This is a genomic window from Auraticoccus monumenti (assembly GCF_900101785.1).
Classification (GTDB): Bacteria; Actinomycetota; Actinomycetes; order Propionibacteriales; family Propionibacteriaceae; genus Auraticoccus; species Auraticoccus monumenti.
In genome coordinates, this window is sequence record NZ_LT629688.1 from 656,442 (window position 1) to 669,583 (window position 13,142).

At 72.0% G+C, this 13,142-nt stretch carries 13 protein-coding genes; 5 read left to right on the plus strand and 8 right to left on the minus strand.

The window, feature by feature from the left end:
* The first annotated feature begins 116 nt into the window (after positions 1-116).
* The 3 genes from BLT52_RS02950 (at position 117) to BLT52_RS20690 (ending at position 2,798) form a co-directional block, all read left to right on the plus strand.
* Positions 117-1,370 carry an FAD-dependent oxidoreductase gene (locus tag BLT52_RS02950; protein ID WP_197679169.1) on the plus strand — a complete coding sequence of 418 codons (1,254 nt, stop codon included), beginning with the start codon at positions 117-119 and terminating at the stop codon, positions 1,368-1,370.
* 364 nt (positions 1,371-1,734) lie between these two features.
* Entirely contained in the window at positions 1,735-2,544 is an 810-nt protein-coding gene (locus BLT52_RS02955; RefSeq protein WP_172803979.1) for a DUF2786 domain-containing protein, read from the plus strand.
* Between the two features lie 53 nt (positions 2,545-2,597).
* Entirely contained in the window at positions 2,598-2,798 is a 201-nt protein-coding gene (locus tag BLT52_RS20690) for a hypothetical protein (RefSeq protein WP_157676942.1), read from the plus strand.
* 58 nt (positions 2,799-2,856) lie between these two features.
* Here BLT52_RS20690 and BLT52_RS02965 read toward each other — a convergent pair whose 3' ends face one another.
* The 8 genes from BLT52_RS02965 to BLT52_RS03000 form a co-directional block, all read right to left on the minus strand.
* Positions 2,857-3,624, minus strand: a complete 768-nt coding sequence (locus BLT52_RS02965; protein ID WP_090590492.1) for an isocitrate lyase/PEP mutase family protein — start codon at positions 3,622-3,624, stop codon at positions 2,857-2,859.
* Between the two features lie 75 nt (positions 3,625-3,699).
* On the minus strand, positions 3,700-4,161 hold the full coding sequence (locus tag BLT52_RS02970; protein ID WP_090590495.1) for a hypothetical protein: 462 nt from the start codon (positions 4,159-4,161) through the stop codon (positions 3,700-3,702).
* Positions 4,158-5,081: a hypothetical protein gene (locus tag BLT52_RS02975; RefSeq protein WP_090590496.1), complete on the minus strand. Its 924-nt coding sequence runs from the start codon at positions 5,079-5,081 to the stop codon at positions 4,158-4,160. Before BLT52_RS02975 ends, BLT52_RS02970 begins: the two co-directional genes overlap by 4 nt.
* Positions 5,078-5,998: a polymorphic toxin type 24 domain-containing protein gene (locus tag BLT52_RS02980; RefSeq protein ID WP_090590499.1), complete on the minus strand. Its 921-nt coding sequence runs from the start codon at positions 5,996-5,998 to the stop codon at positions 5,078-5,080. The genes BLT52_RS02975 and BLT52_RS02980 overlap by 4 nt, the downstream gene beginning before the upstream one ends.
* A gap of 3 nt (positions 5,999-6,001) precedes the next feature.
* Complete coding sequence (locus tag BLT52_RS02985) at positions 6,002-6,322, minus strand: hypothetical protein (protein ID WP_157676943.1); 321 nt, start codon at positions 6,320-6,322, stop codon at positions 6,002-6,004.
* A 244-nt stretch (positions 6,323-6,566) separates the two neighbouring features.
* Complete coding sequence (locus tag BLT52_RS02990; protein WP_197679170.1) at positions 6,567-7,142, minus strand: DUF3806 domain-containing protein; 576 nt, start codon at positions 7,140-7,142, stop codon at positions 6,567-6,569.
* A 60-nt stretch (positions 7,143-7,202) separates the two neighbouring features.
* Positions 7,203-8,987, minus strand: coding sequence for a CocE/NonD family hydrolase (locus BLT52_RS02995; protein ID WP_090590503.1), 1,785 nt, complete (start codon positions 8,985-8,987; stop codon positions 7,203-7,205).
* Positions 8,988-9,232: 245 nt separating this feature from the next.
* Positions 9,233-9,814 carry a M23 family metallopeptidase gene (locus BLT52_RS03000; protein WP_090590504.1) on the minus strand — a complete coding sequence of 194 codons (582 nt, stop codon included), beginning with the start codon at positions 9,812-9,814 and terminating at the stop codon, positions 9,233-9,235.
* 158 nt (positions 9,815-9,972) lie between these two features.
* Here BLT52_RS03000 and BLT52_RS03005 point away from each other — a divergent pair, with 158 nt between their 5' ends.
* Positions 9,973-11,037 (plus strand): glycoside hydrolase family 43 protein, encoded by a 1,065-nt coding sequence (locus tag BLT52_RS03005; protein ID WP_157676944.1) that lies wholly within the window; start codon positions 9,973-9,975, stop codon positions 11,035-11,037.
* 125 nt (positions 11,038-11,162) lie between these two features.
* The gene (locus BLT52_RS03010; protein ID WP_090590509.1) at positions 11,163-13,040 is read left to right on the plus strand and encodes a glycoside hydrolase family 2 protein; all 1,878 of its coding nucleotides are present in this window, start codon (positions 11,163-11,165) and stop codon (positions 13,038-13,040) included.
* Positions 13,041-13,142 lie beyond the last annotated feature (102 nt).

Below are 13,142 nucleotides of genomic sequence, written 5' to 3' on the forward strand. Positions count from 1 at the left end.
CCCGTGCGACGTCCGGCCGGGACTACCCGGCAGGACGTCGCACTCTGGCATCAGCTTCTGCCCAGTCAGCACGATGTGGGAGCGGGGTCTGGTGCACCTGGTGGTTCGATGGACGGGTGACCCTGACCGAGGTGGACGTCGTCGTCGTGGGGGCCGGGCTGGCCGGTCTGCGCTGCGCCGGCGCCCTGACCGGTGCAGGCGTCGACGTGCTGGTGCTCGAGCGCGCCGACGGACCGGGGGGTCGCGTGCGCACCGACGTCGTCGACGGGTTCCGCTGCGACCGCGGCTTCCAGCTGCTGAACCCCTCCTACCCCGCCGTCCAGCGGCACGTGGACGTCGACGCCCTCGACCTCCAGGTGGCCGGGCGCGGGGTGCGAGTGGTCGACGCCGACGGCAGTGTCCACACCATCGCCGACCCCCTCCGGCACCCGGCGCTCCTCCCCGCCACGCTGCGCTCGTCGGTGACCCTGCGGCTGCTTCGTCCCCGTGCCCTGGTCGGCGCGGCGCGGTGGGCGCTCCCGGCGGTCGGGCCGGTGCGGCGCCTCGAGGCCGCTCCCGATGCCGCGTTCGGTGAGGACTGGGACCGGCTCGGCCTGACCGGGCCGCTGCGTGACTCCGTGCTCGCGCCGTTCCTCAGCGGTGTCCTCGCCGACGTCGACGGAGCCACCTCCGACCGCTACGTGCGGCTGGTGCTGCGCAGCTTCCTGAAGGCGACCCCGGGGGTACCGGCCCAGGGGATGCAGGCGCTGTCGGACCAGCTCGCGGCCCGGTCCGGCGCCACCATCCGCTACAAGACGACCGTCGAGTCGGTGCAGGAGACGGGGTCGACGGTCACGGTGCGCGTCGCCGACGGGACGGCCGTGACGGCCCGCGCCGTGGTCGTCGCGACTGATGCCGCCGACGCGGCGACGCTCACCGGTCGGGAGACCGCGGTGATGCGGGGGCTGACCACGTGGTGGTTCGCCGCCAGCACGCCGCTGTCGGACACGTTCCTGCGGGTCTCCGGGTCGGGTGGTCCGCTGGCCAACACCGCGGTCATGAGCGCGATCGCGCCGGCCTACGCACCGGCGGGCCGCACGCTGGTCCAGGCCAGCGCGGTGCGGCAGGGGGATCAGCCGCTCGACGAGCGGGTGGTGAGAGCCGAGATGTCCCGGCTCTGGCAGACACGGACCGAGGACTGGGACCTGGTGGTGCGCTCGGACATCCCGCGCGCGCTGCCTGCGCAGGTGCCCGGGCTCCCGCTGCAGCGCCCGGTCCGGGTGGGTGAGCGGACCGTGCTGGCCGGGGACCACCGCGACACCCCGTCGATCCAGGGAGCGCTCGTCTCGGGAGGTCGAGCCGCTCTGGCGGTCCGCCGGCTGCTGGCCTGAAGCGGGCGCCGCACCCGGTCGACGTCGGGCCCTCGGACCACGACCCCTGGGCGCCCGCCGCCGTCCAGTTCTGTCAGTGGCGACTCCTAGCGTCTGCGAGACAGGATCGTCGGACATCGGGGGATGGCAGATGAGCAGGACTAGACAGCAGCGGCGAGCCGCCACGCGACGCCAGCGAGGCGGAGCCGGCCGAGCTCCCGGTCCCGGGACGAGATCGCCCGGGGCCTCGTCGGTCTTCGGACACCCCGGTGGCACGCGCGAGGACCTGAGTGCCCGGGAGGCCGCCGAGAGGCACGTCGGCGCGGCCGTGCGAGGGACGATCCGGCACGGACGCGAGAGCTCCCAGGACTTCGCCCGAGGGTTGATGGCGGTGCTGGACCCCGCGGTGCTGCCCCACGCCGCTACCGTGCTGAGGACGAACTTGGACCAGCTGCTCGGCCGCGCGCTCGGTGGTGGCTGGAGCCCGGAAGAGCTGGTCGAGCTGGTCCGCCGCCAGTCGGGCGGGCAGCACGTGGGCGCGCTGGTCGCAGTGATCGAGCGCTCGTCGGGCGCGACAGGAGTGAGCGCCTCGCAGCAACGCGCGCTGTCGGAGCAGGTGGGCCTCCCCCGACCGCCGGACCTCCAGACCCAGGACGGCATCGCCTGCGCCCTGTGGCTGATCGCCCTGCTGGCGATCCTGCCCACCAGCGAGGCGATGCGCCCCGCCCCTGGACCCACGCCGGAGAGGGAGTCCCGGCCCGAGGACCGGAAGCTGGCCACGGTGCGAGCGCTGCTGGCCAAGGCGGAGTCGACCGTGCACGACGACGAGGCCGAGGCACTGACGACCAAGGCGCAGGAGCTCATCAGCCGCTACGCCCTGGACCGGCTGCTCGAGGAGGAATCAGGCCACCAGCGCGGCCCCGCCGACGTCGCGCTGCGCCGGATCTGGCTGGACGCCCCCTACGTCAGCGCCAAGGCAACCCTCGTGGCGGCGGTCGCGATGGCGAACCGGTGCCGGGCGGTGGCGGTGGACCGGCTGGGCTTCAGCGCGGTGCTCGGCGACCCGCACGACCTGGAGGTGGTGGAGCTGCTGGCCACGTCCTTGCTGGTGCAGGCGACCAGGCGATGTTCCGCCACGGGCGCCAGACCCGGTACGGACGCTCGACCACCCGGTCGTTCCGGCACGCGTTCCTGATCGCCTACGCCCGACGGATCGGTGAGCGGCTCCAGGAGGTCGACGAGGTCGCGGTGCGTGCGTCAGGGCAGGCTGACCGGCTGCTACCGGCACTGCGGGACCAGGACGAGCGGGTCGAGGCGGCCGTCTACGAGCACTTCCCCGCGATCACCCGGCGTTCGTCCAGCGTGTCCGACGCCGCCGGATGGGCGGCCGGGCGCGAGGCAGCCGACCAGGCCCGGCTCGACCTCCGCGGGAGGCTCGCCCCTGGCTGAGTCCGCCCTCAGCAGGACGGCCTCGCGCCGGGGACATACGCCGGACCCGGCTCGGGGGTCAGTTGAGCGGGCGCATGCTCTCCGGCACGCCACCGTCGGCGTGCACCGCCTCCACCAGCTCGGCCAGTGCGGTCAGCGCCACCCGCTGCGACATCGGTCCGTAGGAGACGCGGGCCACGCCCAGCTCCTGCTGACGCGACAGCCGCACCGAACCGGGGATGCCGATGGTGGTGAGCCGCTGCGGGCCGAAGGCCGCGACCAGCGTGCTGATCGCCTCCTCGTCGAGCGGGCCGGGGACGAACACGACGGGCGCGCCGGCGTCCAGGTAGGCCTTGCCACGGGTGACGGCCTCCTGGAGCGGGTTGTCCGCGCCGCGGACGAAGGCGTCGGTGCGGGCGTTGAGCACGAAGTCCGGCACGCCCTCGGCGGCAGCGGCGGCCATGATGGCCTCGACCTGGGCGGCGGCCTCGGACAGCGGCTTCAGCTGGTCCTCGATGTTGGCGCCGACGACGCCGACGCCGATGGCCTTGCGGATGGTCTCGGCGGCGTCGCCGTAGCCCGCTTCCAGGTCAGCGCTGACAGGGAGCGACGTGGCGGCCACGATGCGTGCCACCTCGGCGATCATCTCGTCCACCGGGATGTTCTCCCCGTCCTCGTAGCCGCGGGAGGCGGCGATCGAGTGGCTGGCCGTGGCCAGCGCCCGGGTCCCCTCGATGTCACCCACCACCTTGGTCGTGATCACGTCCCAGACGTTCACGACGGTCAGGAGCTCGGGTGCGGTGTGCAGAGCCAGCAGTGCGGTGGCCTTCTCGGCGACATCAGTCATGCCAGGGACAACCGGGCAGGCGTCGCGCCTGTTCCGCCGCATCGCAACTGGTGAGCCAGCCTGCGACGGCGAGGATCACCAGCTGAGCCCTCGCGGTCTCGATGGACGGTCGACCTGCGGGCGCAGTCGTCCGAGCTCGTGCCGACGGGGAAGCGACTCGGCGATGAACCGGCTGACCACCTGGGTCACGTCGCCCAGCTGGACCATCGCCTCGTCGACCTGCCGGAGCTGCTGCTCGATGTCGGTGTCGAGGACCTGTCTCGCGAGCTCGTGGCGGAGGTCGATCTTGGACGCCTGCTGGGCCACCTGCTCGATCACCTCGACCAGGGAGCGCCGGAGCTGGTCGGGCGTCGCGAGCAGCGCCTGATCGATGACGAGGTCGGAGATCCGGACACCACGGAGTCTCAGCGACACACCACCGGTGCGCTCGGTCAACGCCACCTCACCCGCACCTCGCTCGACGTCAGCCGACGGCTCGTCGCCGATGGCGCCCGTAGGCGTGATCGCGTCGTCGACGTGGTCATCCCAGCCGGTCACGGGATCTCCTCCGGAGTGGCCGGCACTGGATCCCCAGCACGTCGCATGGTCAACACCTCACGGGCGGGTTCACCGGGAAGCGGCGGCATGGCGAAGGCGAAGTACTTCAGGGCCCAGTCGGCGCCCTCCCGAGCCAGCGCGTCGGGCGAGTTCTCCCGGCGGTCGGTGAGCGCCGCTCTCAGCTCGCCGGGTACTGCCCACTGGAGAGGCAAGGCGATGCCGTCGGTGAGGTAGTCCTCCCAGCACTCCACGCAGAGCCGCAGCACGAAGTCGAGACCGGCCGTGCCAGAACCCAGCAGCGCCTCGCAGGCTGGCTCCACCGTGTTCACGTTGAGTCCCAACGCCATCTGCTGGAGCCGTCGGAACGCCCTGTCGTCGTCCAGCGCAGCGAGGCCTGCTGAAGCAGCAGCTGCATCGACGGGAAGGAAGACCCGCGACAACCGCAACCACTCGACGAATCCCCAGTCACGCTCGATGTCCCGTGGTGTCGGACCTCGTCCCCTCGTTCCTGGCACCGCATCGTCGAGCTCGAACCACAGACGCCCCCACAGCTCTTCCACCAGTTCCCGTCGTGGACCACCCACCCGCCCGCGCTCGTGGGCGAGCAGACGACGCACGTCCGTGCCCTGACTGATCGCCTCGCTGAGCGCGGCCTCCAGCCAGAGCCATCCGCCCACGGGAAGGTGCTCAGCGGCCGCCGCCAGAACCAGGTCGAGTGCACCGTGCTTCTTGGTCAGGGCCTCGACCACCTGCATGTAGACGACGTAGTCCTCGTCGTCGAGCATCGCCTGGAGTCGGATGACCGTCTCGGGTGCCTCGTACAGACCGAGCTCCTGCGCTCCCCACGCCCGATACAGCTCACTGTCCGCCCCGTACCGGTGTGAGTGCTCCAGCGCCTCGGGCAGCGTCAGTCGGGTCACGGGATCTCCTCCGGAGTGGCAGGTCGAGCGTCGGGATCAGGGCTGATGAAGTAACGACCCTCGTGTTGGTTGAACGAGTAGAACTGCGTGTGCGGGGTTGGGACGTCTCTTCGCTGAGCGCTCGGATGGGCGTTGCCAGTCAGGTCAACCCTTCTCACGATCTTGCCCTGAGCGTCGTACACCGCGTAGTTGGTCACCATGCCCGTCTGAGGGTCCACGCGCTTGAGCACCGCGCAGGGCGAAGCCCAGGCCGGGAATTTGCCGCTACTCCCTCGACCCGTCCAGACCTGCGCGGAGGCGAGTCGCTCCTGGATCGGCCGCTGGTGCCACTGCACCCGCTCCCGCGACGCGTGGATCGGCCGGCTCCTGATCACCTTCGCCAGCGCCCCGAGCGCCAGCCCCTCAGCACCGGCCACCGGCACCCCGAGCTTGCTCAGGACCGTCAGCCAGATGTCCATCGACGCCTTCAGCGCCTCGACCTGCTGGTAGGCCGCAGCGGTGCCGGCGTCGACCAGCTCGTCGGCACCGGGGCCGAAGTCCACCGTCTCGGACATGTAGATGAGCCGCATGGACGGCAGGCAGCCCAGCACGGCCGACTTCATCACCACGATCTGCGCCTGACTGGCCACCAGCGACATCTCCATCGCCTGGGCGATCCCGGCGAAGAGCAGCAGGTGCCCCTGCTCCGTGCCGACCCGCCCCCACCAGCGGACGAACTCGGTCAGACCGTCGGAGCGGTTGGTCGCCTCCATGGTGGCGATCGCGTGGTCGCTGTCGCGCCGCTGGTCCTTGGCCACGCCGAACCAGCGGCCCCAGGCGCGCTGGCACTCCGCGAGGACGTCCTCGTCGACCTCGGGCCACTCGACGCCGACGTGGGCGAGCAGCGGCTCGGCGCCGGCAGGGAGGGTGATGGCCATGGCTCACACCGTGCCCAGCGACGTGATGATCTCGTCCAGCCGGTCGGCCATCTCCTCGTTCTCGGTCTCGACGTCGTCGTAGACCTGGGCGACGGCGTGCAGGGCGACCGACGTCTCGCTGAGGCAGAACCCGAGCTCGTCGCCGTAGGCGGTGGCCTCGGGGTGGAACGCGCCGAGTGCGCTGCGCAGCACCTCCGCCGCCTCACCGGAACCGAGGGCGTCCACGGCCCGGGGACTCCGCGCCACGGTCGCTGCGCCCTCGCCCCAGGCGATCGCTGTCGCGCCGATGCCGGACGCGCACTGGTGGACTTCCGCTGGACTCACGTGCATGACTCCAGCCAAGCACCGGCGGGCACCGTCGCGCAGAAGTTATGCACAGCCGCCGTCCGGATCGAGGACGACCACGCGGGCCGGGACGGCTACGCGCACGTGGTCGTCGGCGGCAGGCACGTCGAGTGGCGGATTTTGGCGGTCAGTCGTCGCATCGGATCACGACCAGGCCCACGCGACGCCGCGGCCCGAGCGCCGCCGGAGGACTGACCCTCAAAATCCGTCGACCGAGCTGTCGTCAGCTGCGCAGCCGGTGCACCAGCCGGGCCAGCTTGCGCCCCATCCCCTCGTCGACCGCCGGCGAGGGGGCACGGTGCGCGTCCACGGCCACCCCGGACGCCGAGGCCACCGCACGCTGCTCCGCCACCGCACCCTGCGCGGGCGACGGCACCGGCTCGACCGACGACTTGGCCACGGAGTCGACCAGGGCGATCAGGTCCTGGACGTCGAGGGTCTCCCCCTTCTCGACCCGCTTGGCGATCATGGTCATCGGGAAGACGACCTTGGTGGCGGTGGTGTTGAGCCGCAGGCAGGGGTCGGCGCCGCCGTCGTCGTTGATCTCCACCCACCGGGCGCCGGTGCGCAGGACCATCGCGTCACCCAGCACGACGCCGAGGGCCTGCAGCTTCCAGGTCTCGTCCGGGCGCAGCTCACCAGGGACGAGGTAGGCCGCGACCACGCCGACCTTGGTCGCCCAGTCGCGACGCCAGCGGGTCTGGAAGTCCGCGTCCTGCTGCGCGACCCCGGACAGGACCCAGGCGCGCATCTGCTCCAGCGGCTCGCGCCACTGGTCCAGCTCGGTGATGGTCTGCACGGCTCCATCGTCGCCTGCGGGTCCTCCCGCCGCCAACACGGGCGGGAGGACCGGTACGGGTCAGGGGCTGACGGTCAGCGGGAAGGTGCCCTTCTCGGACTCCAGCTGGGTGGTGTAGGCCCGCAGGTAGGCGTCCAGGTAGGGCGAGCGGGCCCCCTGGGCGGCCACGTCGTCCGAGGTGCCCTGCAGCTCGAGCTCGAGCCGGGCGCGGCTCACCGTGATGGTCTCCCCCGAGGGGGTGTCGGCCCAGGAGCGGGAGGTGTTCGTGCCGATGCCCACCCCCAGCTGGTGACCGGCGGCCAGCGTCCAGTCGGTGTCCTTGAGGTCGAAGGCCACCTCGCCGTCCTGCACCAGCGACATCTGCTCGTCGAACATCACCGCGGTGCCGTCCGGGGCGACGTCCCAGAGCCGGACGAGCACGTTGCCCTCGCCCTCGGTGTCCAGCAGCACCCGTGGGGTGCCGGTGATCCGGGTGTCGTGGCGGACCGGGCGCGACCACGAGTAGTAGGCGTCCTCGTCCGCCGCAGCCCTGGCGCGGCTGCGCGCCTGCGGGTCCTGCACCGGGTCGGGCGCGTTCTCCATGTCCCAGACGCCGTCCGGACCCTCGGCCACCAGCGTCCGCGCGGATGCGGTCTCACCGCCGTCGTCGACGTAGCTGCCGCGGGCCAGCCGCACGGTCACCGACCGGTCCGGCTCGGGCCAGGTGTCCTGCGCACGCCACTCCCCGAAGTTGTCCTCGATCAAGAAGTTCGGGTCCTCGACGCCGGGCTCGACGCCCTTGAGGTGCTCGTCGTAGAAGCGCACGACCTCCTCGAACCAGCCCTCGCGACCCATCCTCAGCCGGCCGTCGGAGCCGGTCTCGTTGCCGCGGACGTGCTCCCACGGCCCCAGCCAGCCGCGCTCGACCCCGGTGTGGTTCTCCAGGTACTGCTGCATGTCCTCGGGCTTGGTGTTGGGCTCGATGAACCCCTGGGTGACCAGCAGCGGGACGTCGGAGCCCTCGGCCTGCTGGGCCAGGTCACGGGCCTGCCAGTAGTCCGACTCCGGGTCGGGGTCCTGCGTGTCGGTGAGGTTGTCGGCCAGGCACTCCGGGTGGGTCAGCTCGTAGGCGGCGTTGGCCCGGTAGCGCTCGGAGTCGTCGGGCATCCCCTGGATGCTGGCGATCGAGTTGTACGCCTGCGGGGTGCCGAGGTAGTTCGGGCGCCGCACACCGTTGCTGAAGAGGTAGTTGTACATGTCCCACAGCGGCTCCTGGGCGACCACCGCCTCCAGGCCGTCCGGGCCGAGGTTGTTGCCGACCAGCCCGGTGACGGCGTCGTAGGACTTGCCGTACATGCCGACCTTGCCGGTGGACCAGGGCTGGCTGACCGACCAGTCGATCGCGGCCTTGATGTCGGCCTGCTCACCCGGGCCCACCCAGTCCAGGCAGCCGGTGCTGCCGCCGAAGCCGCGAAGGTCGACCATCACCACGGTGTAGCCGCGCTCCATCAGGTCCGCGCCCTCGATCAGGTCGTTGAAGCGCTCCGACGGCCCGGTGCCCTCGAACCCGTCATCACCGGTCTGACCGGCGTGGGCGAAGTAGGAGCCGACCGACAGGATCACCGGGGTCTTCTCCTCCGGGCCGAGGTCGGCAGGCCGGAGCACGTCGGCATGCAGCTCGACGTCGCTGCCGTCGGAGGAGGGGAAGTACGCCTCGGTCCAGGCCGCACCCTCGGGCACCCGCGGGTTCTCCTCGGAGGTGACGGGGTCGTCCGGGGTGGGGATGGTCGCCGCATGCGCGGGGGCGGGCGCGAGGGTCAGGGCCAGCGTGACGCCGGCGAGCAGACAGGGGACACGACGCTTCATGGGGTCGTCCTCGGGGGTGGAGGGTGGGGGGTGGACCCAACCTAGGACGAGCGACTGGCCCCGCGGAAGAGCCGTAACGGGATCGACTCGGAAGCCCGCGGCAGCCCGTTGCTCGGGCCATCCGGCAGACCAGGCGGACGTCATGCGGCATCCAGGCCTACGGTGGTCGACGTCCAGCCACCAACCGCCGACGCCCAGGCAATCGGCCGGCCGGCTTCCAGGCAGCCGGCCGGTCGACGCCCAGCTCAGCAGCTCGTGCGGGTGAAGTAGTCGGTGGCGTAGTACTGCACGGCGTTGGACCGGCCGAAGACGATCCGGACGTCATCGCCGTTGAGGCGCTGCTCGTAGTGCAGGTGGGAGGTGCTGTCGACCAGGCCGGTCTTCCCGACGCGACCGATCGTGGTGGTGGCGCTGACCCGGTCGCCGACCGAGACGGTGGTGCTGCCGCGCTGCAGGTGGGCGTAGACGGTCTGCCAGCCGCCGCCGTGGTTGATGATCACGTACTCACCGAAACCCTGGCCGCTCAGGAAGCGGGCGGTGCTGACCGTGCCGGCCGCGCTCGCCTTCACCGGACGTCCCAGGTCGGAGTCGCCGCTGCCCTGGTTGAAGTCGATGGCCAGCGCGCGCTCGTGGCCGGCGAAGGTGACGCCGCGCCACTCCTGATGGCAGGGGAAGGGGACCTTGAGCAGCGGGCGGGCCTGGGTGGTGGTGGTCGACTCCTCGCTCGCCGCCGCCGGAGCAGCGGGGAGGAGTGCCGAGAAACCGGCGAGGGCGAGCGCGGCGACGGCGGCCAGCGAGCCGATGGTGGACAGGACGGAACGGGGCATGACGTCTCCAAGGGGGGTGGGTGACACGTGCTGACCCGTTGCTACCAACCGGCCGGGTCACCGACCCACCGTCCCGACGTGGCCGTTGACACCACGCACTGGCGCCCATACCGTCGTGGCACTCCCTTCTACAATGTTGTAAAGACCAGGAGACCTCCGTGCCCCGACTCTCCCCGGTGCCCTTGCGCACCCGTCGCACCCGACTGGCCCGCGCCCTCGCTGCGGTCCTGCTGGCCCTCGGGCTCACCATGGCCACCGCTGCCGAGGGGGCGACCGCACCGCGGAACGTCCCCCAGCCCGTGCTCGACCCGGCCGCCGACCCCGGCGTCTTCCGCGAGGGCGGCACCTACCACGCCTTCATGACCGGCGGCCGGGTGAAGATGGCCACGGCGAGCAACCCGCAGGGGCCGTGGACCGCCCTGCCCGGCAACGCCCTGACCCGCTGGCCGGAGTGGACGACGGGGACGCTGGCCGCCTGGGCCCCCGACGTGGACCGCACCCCGGCCGGCTACGTGCTCTGGTTCGCCGCCCCCGCGGCCGGCTTCGGCGGTCAGCGCTGCATCGGCGCGGCGGTCGCGCAGAGCCCGACCGGCCCCTACGAACCGCTCGACGCCCCGCTGATCTGCCCGGTGAACGGCGGCGAGGACCCGGTGGCCGACCGGCCGAACCAGACCTCGGGTGTGATCGACCCCGCTCCCTTCGTCGACACCGACGGCCGTCGCTACCTCACCTACAAGACGCAGAAGACGCCCGGCACCCTGCGCATGGTCGAGCTGACCCCCGACGGTCTGCACCTGGCCGACGGCGCGGTCAGCCGGGAGCTCTTCCGCCACGACGACAGCATCGAGAACCCGGTGATGATCAAGCGGGGCGAGCACTACGTCCTGCTGGCCTCGGCCAACTGGTACGACCAGTGCCGCTACTCCACCGTGTGGCGCCGCTCCACCGACCTGTGGTCCTTCGCCGACAAGGCCGAGCACGTGCTGCTGGACCAGGCGAGCACCGGGCTCTGCGGGCCGGGCGGCGCCGACGTCGTCACCGGTGACGGGCCGGACCGGATGTTCCTGCACGGCTGGGTCTGCCCGCCCGACGGCGCCCCCTGCCCCTACGAGGGACTGGTCACCGATCCCCAGAAACGTCGCGTGATGTACGCGGCGATCCTGACCTGGGGACAGGACGGCGCGACGCCGAAGGTCCCCACCTTCCACCGTCCGCGGTCCTGAGCCCGGCTGCGGCCAAGCAGACGTCCGGTAGGCCGCCACCGCGACCCATCACCCACCGCGAGACCTTCCACACCACCCGGCCACCCACCCGGGTGAGCGACCCACCACCCTGAGGAGCCCACGACGTGCTCGGTCCCGACCTCCACCCCCGCCCGCAGCTGCGCCGGGACTCCTACCTGTGCCTCGACGGCCGCTGGGAGTTCGCCCATGACGACGCCGACACCGGGCTGGAGGCAGGGTGGTCCCGCGGCGACACCCCGCTGGCGCAGCAGATCGAGGTGCCGTTCTGCCCCGAGTCCGAGGCGTCGGGGATCGGTGACACAGGCTTCCACCCGGTGCTGTGGTACCGGCGCAGCATCCGGCTGGACGAGGTCGAGCCGGGCAGCACCGTCCTGCTGCACCTCGGCGCCGTGGACCACTCCTGCCGGGTGTGGCTGGACGGGGAGCTGGTGGCCGAGCACCGCGGCGGGATGACGCCGGTGACCGCCGACCTCACCGGCGTGGTCCGTCCCGGTCAGCAGCACCGGCTGGTGGTCCGGGTCGAGGACGACCCCACCGACGCCGCACAGCCCAGGGGCAAGCAGGACTGGCGCACCACCACTCACGGCATCTTCTACGACCGCACCTCCGGCATCTGGCAGACGGTGTGGCTGGAGGTCGCACCCCGCCACCACGTCACCGAGCTGCACTGGACCCCGGACCTGCCCAGGGAGTGCGTACGCGCCGAGCTCGCCTTCTCGCGGACGCTGCCCGCTGGCAGCCGGCTCCGGGTGGCGCTGCGGCACGGTGAGGAGCAGCTGGCCGAGCAGACCATCGCGGTCGGCGGACAGCGCGCCGACCTCACGCTGCACCTGCCGGCGCTGGCCAACGCGATGGCCCGGCAGCGGCTGCTGTGGTCCCCGGAGCAGCCGGAGCTCGTCGAGGCGGAGGTGGAGCTGCTCGTCCCCGGGGCCGAGCCGGACCGGGTCGGGAGCTACCTGGGGCTACGGAGCGTGGAGGTCGCTGACGGCCGGCTCCTGCTCAACGGCCGGCCCTACTTCCTGCGGATGGTGCTCGAGCAGGGCTACTGGCCGGAGTCCCACCTGACCGCCCCCAGCCCGGAGGCCCGGCGTCGTGAGGTGGAGGCGATCAAGGAGCTCGGCTTCAACGGGGCCCGGATCCACCAGAAGGTCGAGGATCCCCGGTTCCTGTACTGGTGCGACCGCTTGGGCCTGGTGGTGTGGGGGGAGATGGCCAACGCCTTCGTCTACCGCCCCGACGCCGCCGAGCAGCTCACCCGGGAGTGGTTGGAGGTGGTCCGCCGCGACCGGTCCCATCCCTGCATCGTGACCTGGGTGCCGCTGAACGAGTCCTGGGGGGTGCCGCACATCAGGACACGACCCGACCAGGCGCACTTCGCCACCGCCCTGTACCACCTGACCAAGGCACTGGACCCGACCCGGCCGGTGATCTCGAACGACGGGTGGGAGCACACCGAGTCCGACATCTGGTCGGTGCACGACTACAGCCCCGACCCCGACAGCCTCCGTGCCCGCTACGGATCACCCGAGGCCATCCGCCGGACCCTCGGCGACCGCGGCCCCGGGCGGCACCGGGTGCTGCTCGGGGACGCCACCGGTGAGCAGCGACCGGTGATGGTCACGGAGATGGGAGGGCTGTCCTGGGCCCCCGCCGCCGGGGAACGCTGGTTCGGCTACGCCACCATCGACTCCGCCGAGGAGCTGCTGGCCGGTGTCGCGGGACTGGTCGCCGCCCTGGTCGACAGCCCGGAGGTGGCCGGCTTCTGCTGGACGCAGCTCACCGACACCGCCCAGGAGAGCAACGGCCTGCTGCGCGCCGACCGCTCCCCCAAGGTCGCCCCGGACCAGCTGCGCGAGGCCATCACCCGCCCGTCCGCGGCCATCCCCGCCGAGGTGGTCGACGGCTACCGCCGTCGAGCTCACCGGGCCTCCACCGCCGCCGGGCAGGGCGACCCTCCCGGGACGACGGAACCAGGCAGCTGAGGCCGACGCGCCGGGTGCTGGCCGGTCAGGAGAACGCCGCTCGGCAGACCGACCACTCCTCGGGACCCAAGGGTGCCGCTGATCACGGGCACCCTGCTGCGG

Coding starts and splice junctions, on each gene's coding strand:
- BLT52_RS02965 (WP_090590492.1), bottom strand. CDS start 3,624: ATGACTGATGTCGCCGAGAAGGCCACCGCACTGCTGGCTCTGCACACC.
- BLT52_RS02980 (WP_090590499.1), bottom strand. CDS start 5,998: ATGGCCATCACCCTCCCTGCCGGCGCCGAGCCGCTGCTCGCCCACGTC.
- BLT52_RS02995 (WP_090590503.1), bottom strand. CDS start 8,987: ATGAAGCGTCGTGTCCCCTGTCTGCTCGCCGGCGTCACGCTGGCCCTG.
- BLT52_RS02955 (WP_172803979.1), top strand. CDS start 1,735: ATGGCGGTGCTGGACCCCGCGGTGCTGCCCCACGCCGCTACCGTGCTG.
- BLT52_RS03000 (WP_090590504.1), bottom strand. CDS start 9,814: ATGCCCCGTTCCGTCCTGTCCACCATCGGCTCGCTGGCCGCCGTCGCC.